This window comes from Lysinibacillus sp. NPDC093216 (assembly GCF_050280325.1).
Lineage (GTDB): Bacteria > Bacillota > Bacilli > Bacillales_A > Planococcaceae > Lysinibacillus.
On record NZ_JBNNVB010000017.1, the window covers coordinates 46025 to 65044 of the forward strand.

At 35.6% G+C, this 19020-nt stretch carries 20 protein-coding genes; 3 read left to right on the forward strand and 17 right to left on the reverse strand.

Features of this window, described 5'->3' with window-relative positions; all coding sequences use genetic code 11:
• Positions 1-76: 76 nt before the first annotated feature.
• Complete coding sequence (locus tag ACQKOG_RS17585; RefSeq protein ID WP_427447655.1) at positions 77-1342, forward strand: dicarboxylate/amino acid:cation symporter; 1266 nt, start codon at positions 77-79, stop codon at positions 1340-1342.
• A 408-nt stretch (positions 1343-1750) separates the two neighbouring features.
• On the opposite strand, the gene ACQKOG_RS17590 is transcribed toward ACQKOG_RS17585, so the two are convergent.
• Positions 1751-1999 carry a LapA family protein gene (locus tag ACQKOG_RS17590; RefSeq protein ID WP_370081517.1) on the reverse strand — a complete coding sequence of 83 codons (249 nt, stop codon included), beginning with the start codon at positions 1997-1999 and terminating at the stop codon, positions 1751-1753.
• A 326-nt stretch (positions 2000-2325) separates the two neighbouring features.
• Here ACQKOG_RS17590 and ACQKOG_RS17595 point away from each other — a divergent pair, with 326 nt between their 5' ends.
• Positions 2326-2862, forward strand: a complete 537-nt coding sequence (locus ACQKOG_RS17595) for a tubby C-terminal domain-like protein (RefSeq protein WP_370081515.1) — start codon at positions 2326-2328, stop codon at positions 2860-2862.
• A 448-nt stretch (positions 2863-3310) separates the two neighbouring features.
• The gene (locus ACQKOG_RS17600) at positions 3311-3490 is read left to right on the forward strand and encodes a hypothetical protein (protein ID WP_132356806.1); all 180 of its coding nucleotides are present in this window, start codon (positions 3311-3313) and stop codon (positions 3488-3490) included.
• Between the two features lie 390 nt (positions 3491-3880).
• Here ACQKOG_RS17600 and ACQKOG_RS17605 read toward each other — a convergent pair whose 3' ends face one another.
• The 16 genes from ACQKOG_RS17605 to rpoD all read right to left on the reverse strand — a co-directional run bounded on the left by ACQKOG_RS17605 (position 3881) and on the right by rpoD (position 18994).
• On the reverse strand, positions 3881-4537 hold the full coding sequence (locus tag ACQKOG_RS17605) for a hypothetical protein (protein ID WP_427447658.1): 657 nt from the start codon (positions 4535-4537) through the stop codon (positions 3881-3883).
• Positions 4538-4755: 218 nt separating this feature from the next.
• Positions 4756-5106, reverse strand: coding sequence for a cyclic-phosphate processing receiver domain-containing protein (locus tag ACQKOG_RS17610; protein ID WP_427447660.1), 351 nt, complete (start codon positions 5104-5106; stop codon positions 4756-4758).
• A 66-nt stretch (positions 5107-5172) separates the two neighbouring features.
• Positions 5173-5553 carry a DUF6262 family protein gene (locus ACQKOG_RS17615; protein WP_427447662.1) on the reverse strand — a complete coding sequence of 127 codons (381 nt, stop codon included), beginning with the start codon at positions 5551-5553 and terminating at the stop codon, positions 5173-5175.
• A complete protein-coding gene (locus ACQKOG_RS17620; protein ID WP_427447664.1) occupies positions 5546-7654 on the reverse strand; it encodes a tyrosine-type recombinase/integrase in 2109 nt (702 codons plus the stop codon). Before ACQKOG_RS17620 ends, ACQKOG_RS17615 begins: the two co-directional genes overlap by 8 nt.
• A 14-nt stretch (positions 7655-7668) precedes the next feature.
• On the reverse strand, positions 7669-8790 hold the full coding sequence (locus ACQKOG_RS17625) for a tyrosine-type recombinase/integrase (protein WP_427447728.1): 1122 nt from the start codon (positions 8788-8790) through the stop codon (positions 7669-7671).
• 277 nt (positions 8791-9067) lie between these two features.
• Positions 9068-9487: a GNAT family N-acetyltransferase gene (locus tag ACQKOG_RS17630; protein ID WP_370081513.1), complete on the reverse strand. Its 420-nt coding sequence runs from the start codon at positions 9485-9487 to the stop codon at positions 9068-9070.
• 22 nt (positions 9488-9509) lie between these two features.
• Entirely contained in the window at positions 9510-10547 is a 1038-nt protein-coding gene (locus ACQKOG_RS17635; RefSeq protein ID WP_370081511.1) for a serine hydrolase domain-containing protein, read from the reverse strand.
• A gap of 439 nt (positions 10548-10986) precedes the next feature.
• Complete coding sequence (locus ACQKOG_RS17640) at positions 10987-11499, reverse strand: PhzF family phenazine biosynthesis isomerase (protein WP_427447667.1); 513 nt, start codon at positions 11497-11499, stop codon at positions 10987-10989.
• A gap of 569 nt (positions 11500-12068) precedes the next feature.
• Positions 12069-12605: an NADPH-dependent FMN reductase gene (locus ACQKOG_RS17645; protein ID WP_427447669.1), complete on the reverse strand. Its 537-nt coding sequence runs from the start codon at positions 12603-12605 to the stop codon at positions 12069-12071.
• Positions 12606-12823: 218 nt separating this feature from the next.
• The gene (locus ACQKOG_RS17650; RefSeq protein WP_370042149.1) at positions 12824-13072 is read right to left on the reverse strand and encodes a DUF2164 domain-containing protein; all 249 of its coding nucleotides are present in this window, start codon (positions 13070-13072) and stop codon (positions 12824-12826) included.
• Positions 13073-13887: 815 nt separating this feature from the next.
• The gene (locus tag ACQKOG_RS17655; protein WP_370079379.1) at positions 13888-14112 is read right to left on the reverse strand and encodes a hypothetical protein; all 225 of its coding nucleotides are present in this window, start codon (positions 14110-14112) and stop codon (positions 13888-13890) included.
• A 15-nt stretch (positions 14113-14127) separates the two neighbouring features.
• On the reverse strand, positions 14128-15249 hold the full coding sequence (locus ACQKOG_RS17660) for a Nif3-like dinuclear metal center hexameric protein (protein ID WP_427447672.1): 1122 nt from the start codon (positions 15247-15249) through the stop codon (positions 14128-14130).
• Position 15250: 1 nt separating this feature from the next.
• Positions 15251-15943, reverse strand: coding sequence for a tRNA (adenine(22)-N(1))-methyltransferase (locus ACQKOG_RS17665; protein ID WP_370079383.1), 693 nt, complete (start codon positions 15941-15943; stop codon positions 15251-15253).
• A 181-nt stretch (positions 15944-16124) separates the two neighbouring features.
• The gene (locus ACQKOG_RS17670) at positions 16125-16475 is read right to left on the reverse strand and encodes a c-type cytochrome (RefSeq protein WP_427447674.1); all 351 of its coding nucleotides are present in this window, start codon (positions 16473-16475) and stop codon (positions 16125-16127) included.
• Positions 16476-16999: 524 nt separating this feature from the next.
• Positions 17000-17563 carry a hypothetical protein gene (locus ACQKOG_RS17675; protein WP_427447676.1) on the reverse strand — a complete coding sequence of 188 codons (564 nt, stop codon included), beginning with the start codon at positions 17561-17563 and terminating at the stop codon, positions 17000-17002.
• A 303-nt stretch (positions 17564-17866) separates the two neighbouring features.
• On the reverse strand, positions 17867-18994 hold the full coding sequence (rpoD, locus tag ACQKOG_RS17680; protein WP_049663796.1) for an RNA polymerase sigma factor RpoD: 1128 nt from the start codon (positions 18992-18994) through the stop codon (positions 17867-17869).
• Positions 18995-19020: the final 26 nt, after the last annotated feature.

Consider the following 19020-nt stretch of genomic DNA (forward strand, 5'->3'; position numbering starts at 1 on the left):
GTCGGAAAATTTCAGCTAAGATAACCTCATGAAAGCGTTCACATAATATTCATAAACAGTGTTAGGGGAGAACTTCATGCGTATAAATTTTAAAAACTTAACTGTACAAGTACTGATTGCCATTGTGCTAGGTATTATTGTAGGTGCTACGTTCCCAGAATTCGGAGCGAAGTTGAAAATATTAGCAGATATTTTTATTAAATTAATTAAGATGTTAATAGCTCCTATCATTTTCTTAACAGTTGTTATTGGAATTGGTAGTATGGGCGATGTAAAAAAAGTTGGTAAAATTGGCGGGAAGGCATTAATCTATTTTGAAATTGTCTCTACTTTCGCACTAGCAATCGGCTTAATCGTAGTCAATATTGTAAAACCTGGTAAAGGCTTTAATACAGCAGCTGCAAACGGTGCAGATGTATCCCAATATACAGAGGCAGCAGCCGCTACAGAGCATGATATTGGTGCATTTATTATGCAAATTATACCTGATAATGTTGTCGGAGCACTTGCAAATGGAGAGTTATTACCTGTTTTATTCTCAGCTGTTTTATTCGGCATAGCTGCTGCAGCTATTGGTGAACCAGCTAAACCAGTTATTAAATTTTTTGAACAAGTAGCAGATATATTCTTTAAAATTGTTAATATGGTCATGAAAGTTTCCCCGATTGGTGCATTCGGCGCTATGAGCTACACAATCGGAAACTTCGGTCTTAAATCACTAGGAAACTTAGGGTTTTTAATGCTTTCCGTTTATATTACAATGTTTATCTTTATCGTATTCATCATTGGTCTTATTACACGTTACTTCGGATTCAGTATCTTTAAGTTTATTAAATATATTAAAGATGAAATTTTTATCGTTATTGGAACATCATCATCAGAATCTGCCCTTCCTTCGATGATGCGCAAATTAGAAAACTATGGTTGCTCTAAACAAGTCGTTGGTCTTGTCATTCCAACGGGGTACTCCTTTAACTTAGATGGTACGTCCATTTACTTATCTATGGCAGCTATTTTTATCGCACAAGCTTATGGAGTTGATTTAGATGTTTGGCATCAAATTACATTACTTGCTATTTTAATGCTAACATCTAAAGGTGCGGCCGGTGTAACAGGCTCTGGCTTTATTACACTCGCAGCAACATTAGCAGCATTCCCTATGATTCCAGTAGAAGGGATTGCACTTTTAATCGGGGTCGATCGCTTTATGTCAGAAGCGCGCGCCGTTACAAACTTAATTGGTAATGGTGTAGCAACAGTTGTCGTTTCAAAAATGGAAAAAGAATTCGATCCAGAGCAGGAAAAACGTGCTCTTGCAGGAGAAGTTACAACTCAACAATAAAATGAAAGGCTGTCCGGTAGTGAAGAAATTCACATTATCGGCCAGCCTTTTTCATTGTTAAATTTCATATTCCATCTTTTAAAACCCAAATGTACTTCCATTTGTTGCTTGCATTAAAAATCAATCGAACTTTATCGCCTATTGAATCAATTATGCCTCGGCACAATTACCACTGACGCTTCGCTTTTGCACAGAAGATATTTGCCGCTGTCGCTTCGCTTTCGCGCAGAAAACATTTGCCGCTGTCGCTTCGCTTTCGCGCAGAAAACATTTGCCGCTGTCACTACAGATAAACAATGCGTCCGGAATCGGCTTTGTGCTTTGGCCTGCATAACCCTTCCTGATTTTGAGGACGATATTAAATTAAAAATAATAAAGGGCTCCGTTCTGATTGAAATAGATTAACTTTTAAGAATGTTGATCTATTTCACCACCAGCCTTTTTCAAAGCTCTTTGAAGTTGATAAATTTTCATCATACTAATTAATCCAGTTAGTAGGGCTCCCAATAGGACTGACCCAATAATGACGAGGATCAATGGCCACTCAGCTTTTCCAAATAAATAATTAACCGTTACCATGTCAACATTGATAACTGAAAAAACTGCGATAATTAAGACCACAATTAGTGCTAATATTAAGTTCCATTGCTTTTTCATAAGCCACCTCATTATTGTTAATAAACTATTACATTCACTATTATAGAATCAGAATTAGCTTAGGACAATCACTATTTCGCAGCAAGGGTATACCCTTTGATATTCAACTCACCACCTATAGTTGTGGTAGACTTCTGTACCTGTCGCTACGCTTTCGGTACACAAAACATTTGTAGCTGTCGCTTTGCTTTCGCTACACAAAACATTTGTAGCTGTCGCTTTGCTTTCGCTACACAAAACATTTGCTGAAAGAAGTTAAAATTTTTGTTGAAGGTGAAACCTAAGGTTAAGCTTCTCCGTATAGTAAGTAGATTGGAGGCTTTTTTATGACTACATTTACCCTTACCTACCCAAAAGCTTTCGAAAGCTTTTCAAATATCCCTATTGTGAATGAACAAAATGAGACGGTTTGCGTGCTACAAAAGGTTGAACGTTCATCCGTTGGAAAAGTAATCAATTCTGTTATGCTAGTTACAGCACAACAGTCATTACCGCATCGCTATGAATCACGCACTACTTTAGGGGCACCACTTTTTCAAGTGCAATCTACACTATTAACAAAGGGTGTTAGCCATCAGCTTATTATGCCAGATGGATCCATTTTACCGATACAACGGAAGACGGTTCAATTACTTGAATCCTCCTACTCTTTTACAATGGATGGGCTAGCTTTTCGCTTTGAAAAGGATTTTACTTCAACCGCTTATTTATATTGTAATGATGAAAAAATAGCTAGCGCTAGTAATGTAGAAACTGAACTTGTGCGTACTGGTATATCTTTTAAACTTTTTAACTCTGACGATACGCTCTTTGTTGCTTTGCTAGCAACTTTATATCAGGCTTTATTCTCAATGAGTAATTAGGAGGCTTATCACCATAGAGTGGGGTTGATTTCCGTTCCGACTTGGCGCTTTCCTAGGGGTGTTCGGCTTTAGCGGTGGAAAAAGTAATTTTAGCGGTGAAGTGGACGGCTTTAGCGGCGGAAAATGCAGTTTTGGCGGCGAAGCTCTAGCAGCGTAAAACAAAGTTCAACTAACGGAGAGAAAGCTCTTAATTAACATAAATACATACCGGTTTAAATAGATAATGAAAAAAAACTCCTATTGTTAGTTTATTGCATTTTACAACTACTTGTCGCTGATTTCTCATAAAAGCTAGCTCGTTCTTTTTTGTCTTTCACTACTGCTAGAATCATTCAATATATTCCGGGACACGAAATAAATTCGCTTTGTTTTGACCATTTTACGCCGACCTACTAAAAAAGGAGTACACTAAAGAGGTAGAAATACTATACATTTGGAGGCATTTAACATGGATACAAAAGCAGCAGATATTAAAAATTTAATGACGTTAGATCTACTTGTTCAAATTCTAGAAGAACGCGGTATTATGACAGAAAGAGAATTACAAGAACGTCTTACAAATAACGTTAAGCTTTCCTCAATGGATGCAGATTTAAAAGAAAAGGTCATTGAAGAAATAAAACATTAATGGAATGGATGACATTTCAAAAGGGGCCGCTTCCTAGGTAATAAAAATTCTGTAAGCGGCTAACGGGTTCTGTTTTGAAGTACAAAAAGCAAAATCGCAGGTTAAAAAGACAATTAATTAGCATATTAAAAGGTACTGCTTCGGTTATCAAGACCTATTTTTAAAAAAGATAGAAAAATTAAAGGGTTTTACATATTAGATATGACTAATATGTAAAACCCTTTCTTCTTTTACTAAAGCACCTGTTAGCCATCCATGAAATGCAAAAATCAGCACTTCACCATAGAAAATGAAAGATGATTAAGTTCTTTCATGGGAGTTGAAGAAGAAAGTAATAACAAGTAGTCTCAAGTTTTATTTAGTCAAGGAATACAACTATTATTGGTACATTTAATCTTTTATATTTATGTAACTTGTTATGTTAAATTGAAATATTTCAGTTCCAAAGTTATTTTTTTCAATAACGTCAGTTGCTAATTGTTGTGCTTCTTTTTTGTTCTTTTCATCGAACTTATCGTGTGGTAATACTAATGATATTTCAACGTTTTTATATGACAAGACTTTACCTTGTACGGCTACATCAAAGCCTTTTTCATTTAAAGTTGTCATGATGTCTCCCATTAAATCATTGTAACTTAGTCTTTGCGAAAAACGATTCCCTTCTTTTTCTGAATTATAAAAACTTTTTATATTAAATTGAAATAATTCAGAATCAAAATCATTTTGTTTAATAACTTCAGTTGCTATTTGCTGTATTTCTTCTTTGGTCTTTTCATCAACCTTTAGACTTCCTAATTTCACTATTACTTCAATGTTTTCATTAGGTAAAACAGCATGGTCTAAAACAAACCCATAGTTTCCGTCATGTAAACTTCTTTTTATCTGTTCCATCAGATTTTCTAATTCATTTTTTTCTTCTTGAGATAATTCTGAACCACGATTAATATCATCTTTTTCTTTACCAGAAACCTGTATATATAAAAACAAGGATGCTACTACCAATAAAAGTGAAGTAAAGCTGATTACACTAATTTTCCCTTTCTTCATAACGACACCTCCCTTTATAGGGTATGCCTGTTAATAAATCCTTATTCAACTAACCTGCTGCGTTAGTTGAACAAGAAGGGGAGAATAACCTTCTCCCTCATAACTTTTTATAAACCTCTGCGTAAGCAACTTTCAGTTGTTCCCTTAATTGCCCATATTAGTAATATTTAATATATGGGACTTCCTTATTTTGTTTGGGCATTCTGTTTAGTATTACTTCATTCGGTATACTTATTTTCGGTAATAGAATAGTGGTAAATTTTAATATCTGCATCAATGAAACCTCTTCGTTTCGCTCCATGCAGTGTTTGATACATATTCTCTCTACCAACAGGATTGTCTGTATGAAGATATATTTTGTTTGCCCGTAACCCTTTTTCACAAATATATTTTACTAAGTCATAACCTGTTGGCAATAGATTCCCTTGTAGATCTTCGCCTAAATCATGGTCAAGAGAAAGTATATCTACTTCGTGAGTTTCAAGTAAGTGAATGGCTTCTTGAAACGTTCTTGCCACGACAAAACCAATCGGACAATCTCTCAAATCATCCACGTATACATTCATCATCCTATGAATTCCTTTCTCCACAAACTGTTCGTTAGTTGAATAAGAAGGGGAGAATAACGTTCTCCCTCATAATTTCTTATAAACTTCTGCGTAAGCAACTTTCAGTTGTTCCCTTAATCGCTTGTTCTCTTCTTCTAACTTTTGGTTTTTTCTTTTTAGAGAGGCAATGAGGGCATCCTTGTTGTTTTCGTTCATTTCTCTCTTCACTTGTTTTGGTGTAGGTACTTGTGATTGCTGATTTCGTAATGTTTCAATTCTCGAACGGAAGTCCTTGTTATTATACAGTGTTGCTTTTGAAACAGCAGCTTCACTGGCTACGCTGTTAAAGTTTATTTTCTCATTGGCTCTTATGAGCCTTTTAATAGCTTCATCTACCTTTTGAGAGGTATTGGCTTTACGATTAGCATGAATGGCTTTCAAATGTTCAGAACGGTCATATTCAGTCATTTTGAGTACCTAACTTTCTTTTCATTCGATCTTGCCTTCCAAAGATGATATTTCCTTCTTGAAGGGTGTTTAAAATGTTTTGATAACGTTGTAAGTTTTTTCCGTTCTTCTCGGCAATATCCTCACGACCTCGCTGCTTCGCTATCTCCATAGCTTTTGTAGCTGTTTTGACATGTAGTTCATACTTTTGTTGATCTAACTCTGAAAAACCTACAGCTAAGTCCTTACAAGGTGTTTGGTTGTCACCACAAGTTAAACATGGAGGTGCTTCCATGTGAGGGCAATTCCCATTCAAACGAGCGTGACAAGTTCCATATGGGTTATCCATCGCATTGAGTTTATGGTCTTGCCATAACGCATCCAGTATATCGGTTGGTATATCTTCTCCTACTTTGATTTCTTGCACTTCACCATTTAAGTCGAAACTAAAAACGCCTTGTTTCATAACGGATTCGAATGCCTTTCTTTTCGTATTATCTAATAACTTGGCATATCGTAATGTCATTTCAGGTGAAGCATGGGCGAATAACTCTTGTACCGTTAGAATATCTGCACCACCATTTAACATTTTTACACCGTAGGTGTGACGGAATTGGTGCGTTTTGAAATGAAATAAATTCCCGTTTTCGTCTGTGATGTCTTTTTTCTTGGCTAAAATATTAAGTTGGCTTTGTACCCAATTTTGTCCAAAAGGTTTACCTTTCCGTTGCCCACGATAACGAACAAAAATATATCCTTCGGGATTATTGTCTTGATTGCTAAGTTGAATTGATGTATCAATAAGAACGGCAAGAATATTAGCTAACTCATCGTCTATTGGAATTCGATGCCCTTTTACATACGTTTTTTCAATATCTGTTTCAATCGAGTATTGTTCATTTAGTTTGACTAAACAATCATTAGTTAAACCTAATACATCGGATATTCTAAGTCCTGTCTTAAATGCTACCCAAACGACAGGTTGAACATCTTTATGTAAATCATTGATGTGCGTGAATAATTGCTCTAATACAAAGTCGGGAATATAATCAATTTGGTCAATGGATTTTTTTTTTCGTTTAGGTTTATCTTCAGGGAAAATCAACAATCGCACATGGGTTTCAGGAGCCATCTCATACTCATATCGTTGAATATCTTCAAGAAATTTTTGTAAGATGGTTAATGATTGATTTACATAATTTTCAGGATGTGAATCTCTTCTTTTTAAATTATTTTTAGCGTATTCATGTAAATATTCAATGTATTTTACGATATGTGTTCGTTTTAAAGCCTTTAAATCCTTCCACATTAGTTCTAATGAAAAGATAAATGTAAAAAACTTTGGTAAAATAGACAGGTAGTTTAACGCCCTACTACATGAAAAATTATTTTTGCTAAGCAATCGCTGTTTGACATATTTTTTTACTTGTTCTCGAATACTTTTATCGATGTTTGAAAAATTGATGTAGTAATGAGTATCACTTTTATTATAATAAATACCATATTTATTATATAATACACGCACATCCCATCTATCTTTTTCCCATTCTTCTCGATTATCTGTGTATTGGAATAGAAAGTTATAAATAGTTCTTAGAACAGATGCTGTTGAAGTTTTAATAGTCACGTTTTTTAATTCTTTATTCTGTATGTAGCAAGTTTTTACTCCTTGCTCATTAAGCCAGAACAAATACGCTCGTTCTGCTTTATCAATGTCCAAATCCAATAATGAGGATAATTTAGGATACTTTTCGTTTATGAACTCCGCCATTCTTTTTATTGAACATTGAGCCACAAACATACTTTTGATTGACCATAAATCGTTAAACAATTGCTGATAATAGACATATTTCACTTCTAAATTGATTGAAGGATTAATGAATCGAAAATGAATATTTTTAGCTGAATAGTTATAGTTCGCTACGATTTCTCCGAACTGCTTAATTTCACCTACAACGTTTATGTTCCATTTGTCATTGATTAAGAAATACGGATTTTTTACTTGTTCAATGGAAATCGAACCATCTTCGTGTACTATTTTTTCAGGGTAATTGGAAAGTTTCCTTTTTAATCCTTCGTGAAATCCTCTCTCTTCTGTATGAAAATTCTTGATTTGTTTCATGCGGTAACTCCCTTTTAGTTATCGTTCTTTAGGTTAAATTCATATTGAGCCTTTTGCCAATCTTTTCGAATATCTTCATCCGAAGGATGGAGGTATAGGTTCATTGTTGTTTGAATTTGAGCGTGTCCTAATCGTTCCTGCACTTGTTTAATATCTTTTGTTTTCTGATAGTAGATGGTAGCGTGTGTATGACGAAATAGGTGTGGGTGGAGGTTTATGCCTGTTTTCTTTTTCAAACGCTTGAATAGGGATTCTACGTTCCAATATTCCATCGGTTTTCCCACATCTTGTCCTCTCAATTTTACAAAAACAAAGTTTGTATCCAATTCTAATTCATCAAGTACTTCATACAAATAATCGTCATATAAATCCATCAAGGATTGTGATACATAAATTTCTCGCTCTCCTGTCTTTAACCTCGCACCATTTTCTAATTCTCCTCGATCCACTAAACGAATCCGATGCCCCTTGCCATGATCAAAAATGAAATCCTCCATGAAAAGAGCGAGGACTTCGCCAATACGCAATCCTGTTTCAAATAACAGTTGAATTAAGAATCTATCTCGGATATTGGTGGTTGTTTGTAACACTTGCTGTACCTGTTCTTTTGTGAGTGTGTCTACTTTTTTTCGTGGTTCTTTTAATTTCAGTATATTTCTGATAGAGGGCTTGTCCTTATTTACATGATGTAAAAAACTTTTGTATTGGGAGTGTCCCCCTGTAAACACCTGTTTCATCAGCTTTTCCATCATGTCATTTTGCACTTCTTCATTCCGATAAAGGTAGTCATAGAAGTTTGCTATGACTGTAATGGTAAGGTTAATCGTCTTTTCCGTTCGTTTTGCTTTTTCTTGTTGAAGGGGCGTAATATTTGAACTTTGATAAGGACTTCTTAACCATCCCACAAAATCAGCTAAATCCTCTAATTGAATGAATTTGTAATCTTTTTCCTTTTCTTCTAAGTAGGTATAAAAATACTTTAAGGAATAGCCATATGTTTTTTGCGTATTTGGGCTTTTGCCTGTCTGATCTAAATACTTTAAATATTTCATGACAGGTAGAACAGGAAAGCCATTTCGATCAATTAACATATAGCGTTTTGCCTGATTTTCTAAAATAACCTCTTGGATACGAATTTTACCCACCACCTATTGAATAGTAGTTTCTAACAAATCGAATGAACGTTCTTAACCATATACGATACTATTTATACTAGCTATTTTATATAGAGTTAAGTAGTTTATTATAATAAAAAATAGAGAATAACTGTTCATATATTGAACATATTATTCTCTATTAATTATAGTCTATTTAACAATTGCAGTACCTTTTTTTGTCAACTTTGTTTGATATTTCGTGAATCAAAATTTAACTAAAGCACCCCGTTACTTTAAGTGAAAAAGTTCACAAAACTTAATTAGGGTTACTAAAAACCCAGATTTTGAACTCGTCACTCTGCTCATGTAAATTCCAACCTGTTTTATAATAATATTCATTAAAATCGGAATCAGTCGGACATAGTGCAACAATAGGTAAATCATTTATCGTTTTAAACATCTTTTTTAACAACCCTTGACCACGATAAACCTCGCTTATAGCAAATTGATACAAAGAAATTTTGTTTTGTGTTTTTTTTCGGTAAAACCGAAATGCTCCCACTACTTGACCTTCTACTGTTGCCACTATCATTTGCTTTCTTCTTATGGCTGCTTTAACTCCAAGAGGACATAAAAACTCTTCAGAATAGACAGCACTGTTATTGCGTTCTAAATTTTCATTGAAGAACGATACAACTTCAGATATATGAGCTGGATTTGCTAAGGCTATCTGCATATTTCTCCTCCCTTAACACTTTTTAAGATAAAAGAGATTTATATATTTCTCCTATAATACCTTCCATTTGATGAACACCTAATTCTGCATTCGTCATTATGATCGCACCTTTCTCTAAATACGGAAACGCCACCATCATACATTGAAAACCCACTCCCCAACCAAATGATGTAATTTCTATTTCTTTTTCTGAGCCTTCAAGAAACACACCTAATCCAGTCCAACTTTTACCTCTTTGTGAGGTTATCATTTCTTTTGCTAAACTTTCCGAAATACCAACTTTGCTTTCTCCCTTTACAGCATTCATTAACTCAAGAACTAATTCAGCTAAATTCAGAGAAGTTGTCCATAATCCAGAAGCCGCTGGATAAGGATATATAGGATATTTCCCATCTACTAATTCACCGTTTTTGTTGTGACCACAAGAAAAATTTTGTCTATCCACTTCCAACATTGTTGTATTGAATTGGCTATTTGCCATTCCTAATGGTTCAAATATTTGCTCATTCATAACTTTATGAAACAGTTTTTCAGTAACATCTTCTATCAGTTGCTGAATGATACAAAAACCCGCATCCGAATAATGAAATTCACTTTCTGGTTCACACTTTACGTCAATAGGAGTTTTACAATATGGAGTTTGCCCCTCTAATAATTCAACCATCGAAGGAACCCCTATTTTCGAATTCAGTTCATAATAACTACCTTCAGGGTCTTTAATTCCAGATTGATGACTTAGTAAGTTCCTCAATGTCACTTTTTTATTTTTAGTAAAATCATTTTCCGGTACTTTCCACGATACAAGACTTTCATTTACATCATCATCTAAATCAAGAAGTCCTTCCTCTACTAGCTTCATAGCAAGTATTCCTGTTAAGAACTTGCTAATTGAACACGCACTAAAAATAGAATTTTCATTCACTTTTCTATCGCTTTCTACTTCTAATAAGCCGTAATTTTCTGTTCCACTAATTTCACCACCCTCAAGCAATGTGATACTTAGACCTTGTACATTATAATGTTTCATTCGTTCTTCAATGTGGATGTTCTTTAATTTCACAATTATTCCCCCTTGTCAGTATAATCAGATAAATTATAACACGAACGTACGGTCCCTTATATCTATTTGTAAAATAAATTTATATTCAACTAACCTGCCCCGTTAGCCATCCATGTAGCGCAAAAACCAGCGCTACACCACGGAAAATGAAAGATGATTAAGTTCTTTCATGGGAGTTGAATATAGTTCCTTGCCATTTAAATTATCACGTTAACTAATTCGAGCGAAAAAAAGATTATGTATTCGCATCGTTATAGAACTTTCTATAATGTAGCTTTATTAATGCAATTTGATATACCAATTCGTATGAAAATTGTTAAAAAACCGCTTTATATCAATAAAAAAGGGACATCCAAATCAATTCGATTTGATACCCCTTTTATAGTGTTTTTTTAAGTTTTGTACTCGAAAACAGAACCCGTTAGAAGCGGCTCCCTTTTTATATATGCACTTTTAGGTCCTTCACATGTACAGCAGTCCCTGAAATCGAAATATTCAGTTTACCATCGTCATTTTTGACATGTACATGCACTCGCCCATCCTTTCCAAGTTCCTGACCTTGTTCAACGGTAAGTGTTTTTGGCAATTGAGCTTCTCGATCGATATAATTAGCAAAATATGCTCCCATAACACCAGAGGCAGTACCTGTAGTTATATCTTCAATTGTTCCAGAATAAGGTGATGAAAAATGTCGTGCGTGCATATCTGCATACTTATCAAATGCCTCTAAGCAAAAAGGATGCACGGATGCTTTTGGCATTTCTTCAAGGACATCCGGAAAATCTGCAGTTTGCGGAGTCATTTTTTCAAAGTATGATAAATTTTTTATAGGTACTAGTAATGTCCAAATTCCTGTACTTCCATAGACTATCGGTAATTCAGGATGTATTGCTTCTTCTGTTAGTCCAATAGATTGTGCAAGCTTAGTTTTTGAACCGTTAAATGCCTCCAACTATACGCTATGGTAACAGTAGTGTAGCCCTATATGCTATATGCACTGGATAGGGAGGGGTAATGGGATACCCCAATCTTGAGAACTGTTCAAAACAGAAATGGACTGCGAACGCTAGTTACTCAGGAATCCCACTGACATTAGTCAGCTTGTCCCTTTAGGGGTGGGAGTCTCAACAAGCCTTTTCTGTTCCTAAAATTTTATCCTGCGAAACAAATCCGATTTCCGACTGTCTATGCTTCCTTGGCGATTATCCCCAATTCCTAATATCAAACTCTGATACATTAATAGATACGAATTGACTGCATAAAAGTTCCATTATTCTCAAATTAATTAAGATACTCTTAAAAAATACCCCCCTATTATATAAAGAATTAACGCAGAAGCTTTTTGTCGCAACGCCAATTTTGGAAAATTCCCACCACAATGACCTTTTATAAAAATTTAGTCATAAGGTAGTATCAACACAATCTATCTAAGTTTTGAGACAATACTTCACTCAGACATAGGTCTCTAAATGCATAAAAAAAGCAATATGCACTTTTTTCAGTACATACTGCTTAAGGTCCCTATCGAATTGTTTTTAATGCCGTTGACCAAGGAATAAGTTGATCTAGCATTTGATTTACTGAATCTGCTTGCACTTCCTTTGGTTTAAATACCGTGCCGTTTTCGAAATCTGTAAATAATGATAAAGCAGGATGGACGCGAACATCTGCAACTAATAATTCACCAAGAATTCCACGTAAATGTTCAGCAGCTCTTGCACCCCCAACAGAACCGTATGAAACAATACCTGCCGCCTTATTATTCCATTCCACGCGTAAGTAGTCTAATGCATTTTTTAATGCCCCAGTAATGGAATGGTTATATTCTGCAACGATAAAAACAAAACCATCGCATGCAGCGACTTTTTGTGACCATGTAGCTACTCCTGAAGCATCGCCACCTGGCTCACCTAGAAGTGGTAATTTAAAATCTGCGATATCAATAATTTCATATTCCGCATCACCACGTTTTCCAGCGACTTCCTTTACCCATTCGCCCACTTGTGGACTTAAACGACCTTCACGCGTACTCCCTAAAATTACCCCTATTTTCAACATGTTGTTCCTCCTTCATTCATCCCTCAAATTGTGACCGAATCACTCATTTAAAACTAAAAACGGTTCTCTTAGCCATGTTGTACAGGAATCCAATTCTTTATTCAATACATTGATGGTTAATAAAACCATTGTTTTTTTCTTCGAATTAAATTATCTTTAATCCAAGATAAAAATATCATGTATTTATAAAAATTTCCAGTTATTTAATTCGGATTAAATTATTTTATTTTAATAGGTCTTTCTAATGCTGCAAGTTCATCTTCAATCGATGCATATTGTCTTTCTACAACATATTTTGCATCCGAGATAGCCACATTATAAATATGTGGAGCAATATTTTCCTTTATAAAGTCTAATACTCTTTCTGCTTCAAATTCTGTAATATCCTCATCACGATTATTGTAGAAAAATCGTTGAATATCAGCTATTATTGTTTCTTGTTGTTCTTTTGTTAATCGAATAAACAATCTAAAACTCTCCTCTCATTGCCATTCATACTCATCTATCATAACACTCTAAAATTAATCCATGCATACACAAAAAGACTAGATTATATTACATACTATAATTCAGCCTTTTTATAGTGTTAAAAAACAAAATGAACAAAGAAAATTTGGTGAATGCTATGGCACTTTTAGTGAGGGGTGTTTTCCGTTCCAGGCTACTCGCTTTCCTGTGGGCGAGCGTCGAGCCGCTTCCTCCGCTTGCGCTCCGTGCAGTGTCTCGCCTGTCTCGCTTTCCCACGGGAGTCGAGTAGCCTTCCACTCCAATCAGCAAAAACGTAGAACTTTTATAAATTTAATTTAATGTTAAAATTGAAAAATATGCTACTCACCGTAATCAATGAAAGAGATTGTAATCTGTTGTTGCTGACAATCCGTTTTCGCACAAAAAAACTCTGTTACTGAAGTTTCGTTTTGTCTCTATAAATTAGAGAAGCATGCAAGAAGATACATACTAAGTGAAAAGGTTGATTGGAGTGAAGCTGGGCGACTCCTCGGGGATTAGCGATATAGAGGAACGAAGGCTAAAAGCATCACGTCCTGTGATAACGCCTTCGTGACCAACATCGTGTTGGCCCGAGACCCTGGAGCGAGCAACGCGAGTGAAGCGGCTCATCGGACGCCCCCAGGAAAGCGCCCAGTCGGAACGGAAATCAGCCCCTCATTTTGTCGAAAAGCCATACTTTATTTAATAGGCCATAATTTCTTTGACACAATAGTTTTTCAACAACATAAAAAGGCTGAATTATATTACATACTATAATTCAGCCTTTTTATTATTACTGGTTACATTTAAATGAATAGTTTGTTGATAGAAAACTCTTTTCCTTTGAGACGATGGCTTCTCCACCGTCTTTTTCGCATTGCTCTGTCATAGTATCAATTTTTTTGGCATTCATCGTATTCGTCATCAATGTCATACCTACCCCAAACACAGCAATCAGCAAACCAATCATCATCCATAACTTGCCGGCCTTATTGCCGACAGGTTTTTCATTCGCCATAGATATTCCCCTCTCTTACACGAATAAAAACGGTTCTGTATGAATAGTAGATTGGACAAATTCAACAGAGTACTTTTTATCCCCACACATTCTTGCCATCTTTTTAGCTACTCCTGCAATCATCACTTTCTCCACATGATGTCCTGGATCTACGATTTGTAGACCAATTGCTTGAGCGTCCTGTGCAGTATGGAAATACATATCTCCTGTTAAAAATACATCTGCCCCAGCACGTTTTGCAGAATAAATATATTTATTGCCGTCACCACCGACAAGCGCAACTTTTTTCACCTTCGATTGTAAATTACCAATAACGCGGACAGCGGGTACGTCTAGCTGCTGTTTGACGAATTGCGTAAATTCATGAAGAGTCATTTCTTGTGGTAAATAACCAACGCGTCCTAAGCCCATTACATTCGTTTGCTGGTCTAAGCGAATGATATCATAAGCAGGTTCTTCATATGGATGTGCGTTTAACATTGCCTTTAATACACGATTTTTTATAGATTCCGGAAATACAACTTCTACCTTCACTTCTTCTTCAACATGTAATTCACCAATAGAACCCACATGTGGATTTGCACCTTCTAGTGCACGGAAACGTCCCTCTCCCAATGTAGTATAGCTACACGCTTCATAATCTCCAATGCGACCTGCTCCTGCCTTTGCTAATGCCTCACGTAAATCATCGGCATTTGTAGTCGGTATAAAAACTGCTAGCTTCAACATATTTTCCGCATATGTTTCTTCTAAAATAGAACGGTTTTCAAGCTGTAGAGCATCCGCTAGTAAATCGTTAACACCGCCTTCAGCTACATCTAAATTCGTATGTGCAGCATAAACAGCAATATCATTTTTTATAAGCTTTTCATATAAACGCCCAGCTGGATTGTCAGTACGAATATTCGAAAGTCGCCTAAAAATCGGTGGATGATGCGCTATTATTAGCTCACATCCTTGAGCAATAGCTTCCTCAGCTACTGCTTCATTAACATCTAATGTGACTAATACTTTATTTACAGATTTATTTAATGTACCGATTGCAAGACCAATTGGGTCATTTTCCATACATGCTAGTTTTTTAGGCGACCATGATTCGAACAATTGTATAATTTCCTGACCGTTAACTGTTTTCATCTCATAGAACCCCTTCCACTAAATTGAGTAGAGCTTCTAACTCTGCACGTTTTTCTTCAATTTCAGGTGTTTGATCTGCCCCTTCAATGGACTTTAATACACGCTGCCAATTTTCTTTTTCACGTGACCATTTTTTTATAAATGATGGTGATTTTCGTTGCATTAATTTCGGCCCAAATAAAATTTCCGGTTCCGTTAACGTCATTGTGCTTCTTTGCAAAACGAGAATTTCATAAATTTTTTCGTCTTCCTCTAAAATCTCTTCGTCCTGAATTGCCCAATTATTTGCTAATGCCCATTCGCGAATCACTTTAGCATGAATATTTGGTTGCAAAATAAGCCTTGTTACCCCTTGCAATTTTTCAGGATGCTTCTCCAAAATGGAGACAATTAGAGGTCCACCCATCCCAGCAATAGTAACTGTATCTACATGGTCGGCTTCTTCAACGGCCGCTAAACCATTCGCAAGTCGTACTGTAATTTTTTCTGTTAAGCCTTCCTTTTGTACTTGTCCAACTGCTGATTCAAATGGTCCTTTCACAACTTCCCCTGCTATTGCATAAGAAGCAATACCTTTATGAATTAAGTAGCATGGCAAATATGCATGGTCGCTGCCAATATCAGCTACAACCGCACCAGAGGGTACATATTTTGCTACTGTTTCTAATCGCTTTGATAAATTTTTTGCATTCATTTTTTTTACCGCCTGTCTTAAATAGTGTCCACTCTTAGTATGTATGATGTCGTGAAAAAAAACAAATGGAGTTGACTCAAAAATTTTGAGCAACTCCATTTTCCATTTACTGAATGAAGAAAAATAAATTGTAGCTGTACCGATGACGATTAAACGTTTTCAGTACAGCTACTTTTTTAGACTATTTTAGAGTTGAAATGTACTCAGCGATTGCTTTTGCTTCCGCTTCGTTTTTCATGCCAGGCGTCATTGGTGATCCTGGGATTCCGTTTGTTAAAACATCTACGATACGAGCTTCATCTTTGCCGTGTAGATTTGGACCCATATCACCAGTTAAGTCAGCAGCGTGACAGCCAATACAAGATTGTACTAAAGCTGCGCCATCATCAGTAGCTTCTGTCTTTTCGCCACCGCCTTCTTTCTCAGCAGCAATTTCTTTTTTGTTCTCTGCACCTGTTAAAGACATGAAGAAAATAAGACCAATACCAAATGCAAGAATTAAGATGTAAGGAACGACTGGATTGTTTTTCATATGTTTTCCCTCCTCATTGTAAATCTACTTCTATGATAATATAGAATCAGTCAACATCTAACATTGTACTTCATTAACCATGAAACGAAAAGACCATTCGCTAAGTTTTCCTTTGTTTGTAACAAATTCGACATTTCTGTAACTATTGGATAAAATATGTCTTGAAATCCCCAATATTTGGACTATCTATTATCTTTTTAACGACTTCCTTACATGTTGTTATCTTTCCTCTCTTTACGCATCATATACCAAGAAAATCAAAATAACTTATTGATATTTGCTAATAGAATAAGCCATAGCAATAAGTCCTATTATCATGGCTCATCACCATAACGTATGGTTGATTTCCGTTCCGGCTGGGCGCTTTGTTGCTGACGCTTCGCTTTCGCATTGTTTTTAGTCTTCAGCAATTTACATGGGATAAATTTCGAGATCACATTTTGATAAAAAAAAGAATCTGTAAGCTATATAAAAGCAAACAGATTCTTGTCATTGTTAGCGAAACTATTTTACAAAATGAGTTCTTATAATAAGTTTATGGTATAATAGCTAATCAGTGCCAGTAAACCTAGGACACCTGAGACCGTGAAATAAAGTAGCTTCATTTTTAAACCTGACCAAAGCCAAACCCCGCAGTTTGCTGCAATCAAGCAAAACAAAGCAATATTATTCCCATTAAAATATGTAGTGTAAATTCGAATAGACATACTAAACAATAAAACAGCACCCAACAAATGGAAAACAGGGGCTAATAAATCATTTTTACGTGCCATTCTAAATGCTGTCAGAAATAATATCACAGCAGCTATTCCAACAACAACCGTTAAAATTATCATTAAGGATGCTATTGTAAAATAAATAGACAACAGTGTAATCATGGCAATACATATACCTGCAATAATAAATAGTAGCCTTCTCTTTTCTGAAGGCAATATAGCCTGTTTATGATGTACTGGTTCTAACTCCTCTACATCTGTCCCCTCTGCATATAGAGCCGCTAAAAAATCACAGTAATGTTCTGGTAATAGCTTATTCTGCTTCCAAAACAAAATCTCATTCAAGATTATTTTTTTTCGAGGATTTGTCATAGTGTATACTCCAAACATTGCTTAATAATGGTTATTATTACAATTTTATCTTAATACCTTTAATAACACATCTGTATAAAGTAGCAAAAATAATAAGACTGTTTCATTCTAATTACTCGCTATAACATTTATCGAAAAAATATCTATTATGTTTAGTATGTTCTAGGGAAAAATAATGAAAATTTTGCGCGGCTATTTACTTCACATTCACAGGTATTCTCCTATTTCATGCAAATATAATAGTAGCCTAAAAAAGGGCTATCCAATTAGTCATTACTAATTAGATAGCCCAACTTTTTATCTTTATTCTAAGAAGTCTTTTAAACGTTTGCTGCGAGAAGGGTGACGTAACTTTCTAAGAGCCTTAGCTTCAATTTGGCGAATACGTTCACGCGTTACACCAAATACTTTCCCTACCTCTTCTAATGTACGTGTGCGACCATCATCTAAACCGAAACGTAAGCGAAGGACATTTTCTTCACGGTCAGTTAATGTATCTAACACATCCTCTAATTGCTCTTTTAACAATTCATAAGCTGCATGGTCAGATGGAGATTGAGCTTCAGAATCCTCAATAAAGTCTCCTAAATGTGAATCATCTTCTTCTCCAATTGGTGTTTCAAGAGATACTGGTTCTTGTGCAATTTTTAAAATTTCACGTACTTTTTCAGGTGTTAAATCCATTTCTTCGCCAATTTCTTCTGGTGAAGGCTCACGACCTAAGTCTTGTAATAATTGGCGTTGTACACGAATTAATTTATTAATTGTTTCTACCATATGCACTGGAATACGAATTGTACGTGCTTGGTCCGCAATTGCACGTGTAATCGCTTGGCGAATCCACCATGTTGCATAAGTGGAGAATTTAAAACCTTTACGGTAGTCAAATTTCTCAACAGCCTTGATAAGCCCCATATTCCCCTCTTGAATTAAATCAAGGAATAGCATTCCACGGCCAACATATCGCTTTGCAATCGATACAACAAGACGTAAGTTCGCTTCAGCTAGGCGTTTACGTGCTTCTTCGTCACCTTGCTCAATACGCTCAGCTAATGCAATTTCTTGCTCGGCAGAAAGTAAATCAACTCGACCAATTTCTTTTAAATACATACGTACAGGGTCATTTATTTTAACACCTGGTGGTACACTCAAATCATTTAAATCGAAAGTCTCTTCGTTTGCTTCTTCTTTCATTAAGCTTTCTTCTTCAAACTCTTCTTTCCCAATGATTTGAATGTCTTTAGCCTTTTCAAGGTCCTCAGCAAAGTGGAAAATCTCTTCGTTCTCCAATTCATAAGGCGCTAGTTTCTCTGAAATTTCTTTCATAGAAATTTCACCTTCTGTTTTTGCTTTTTCTTGTAGTATTTTTTTTGCTTCATCTAATGTAATTTCTACTTCTACCTCTTTTGAACGTTCTGACTTGTCCGCCATAAACCTTCCTCCTTCTAAACAACCGA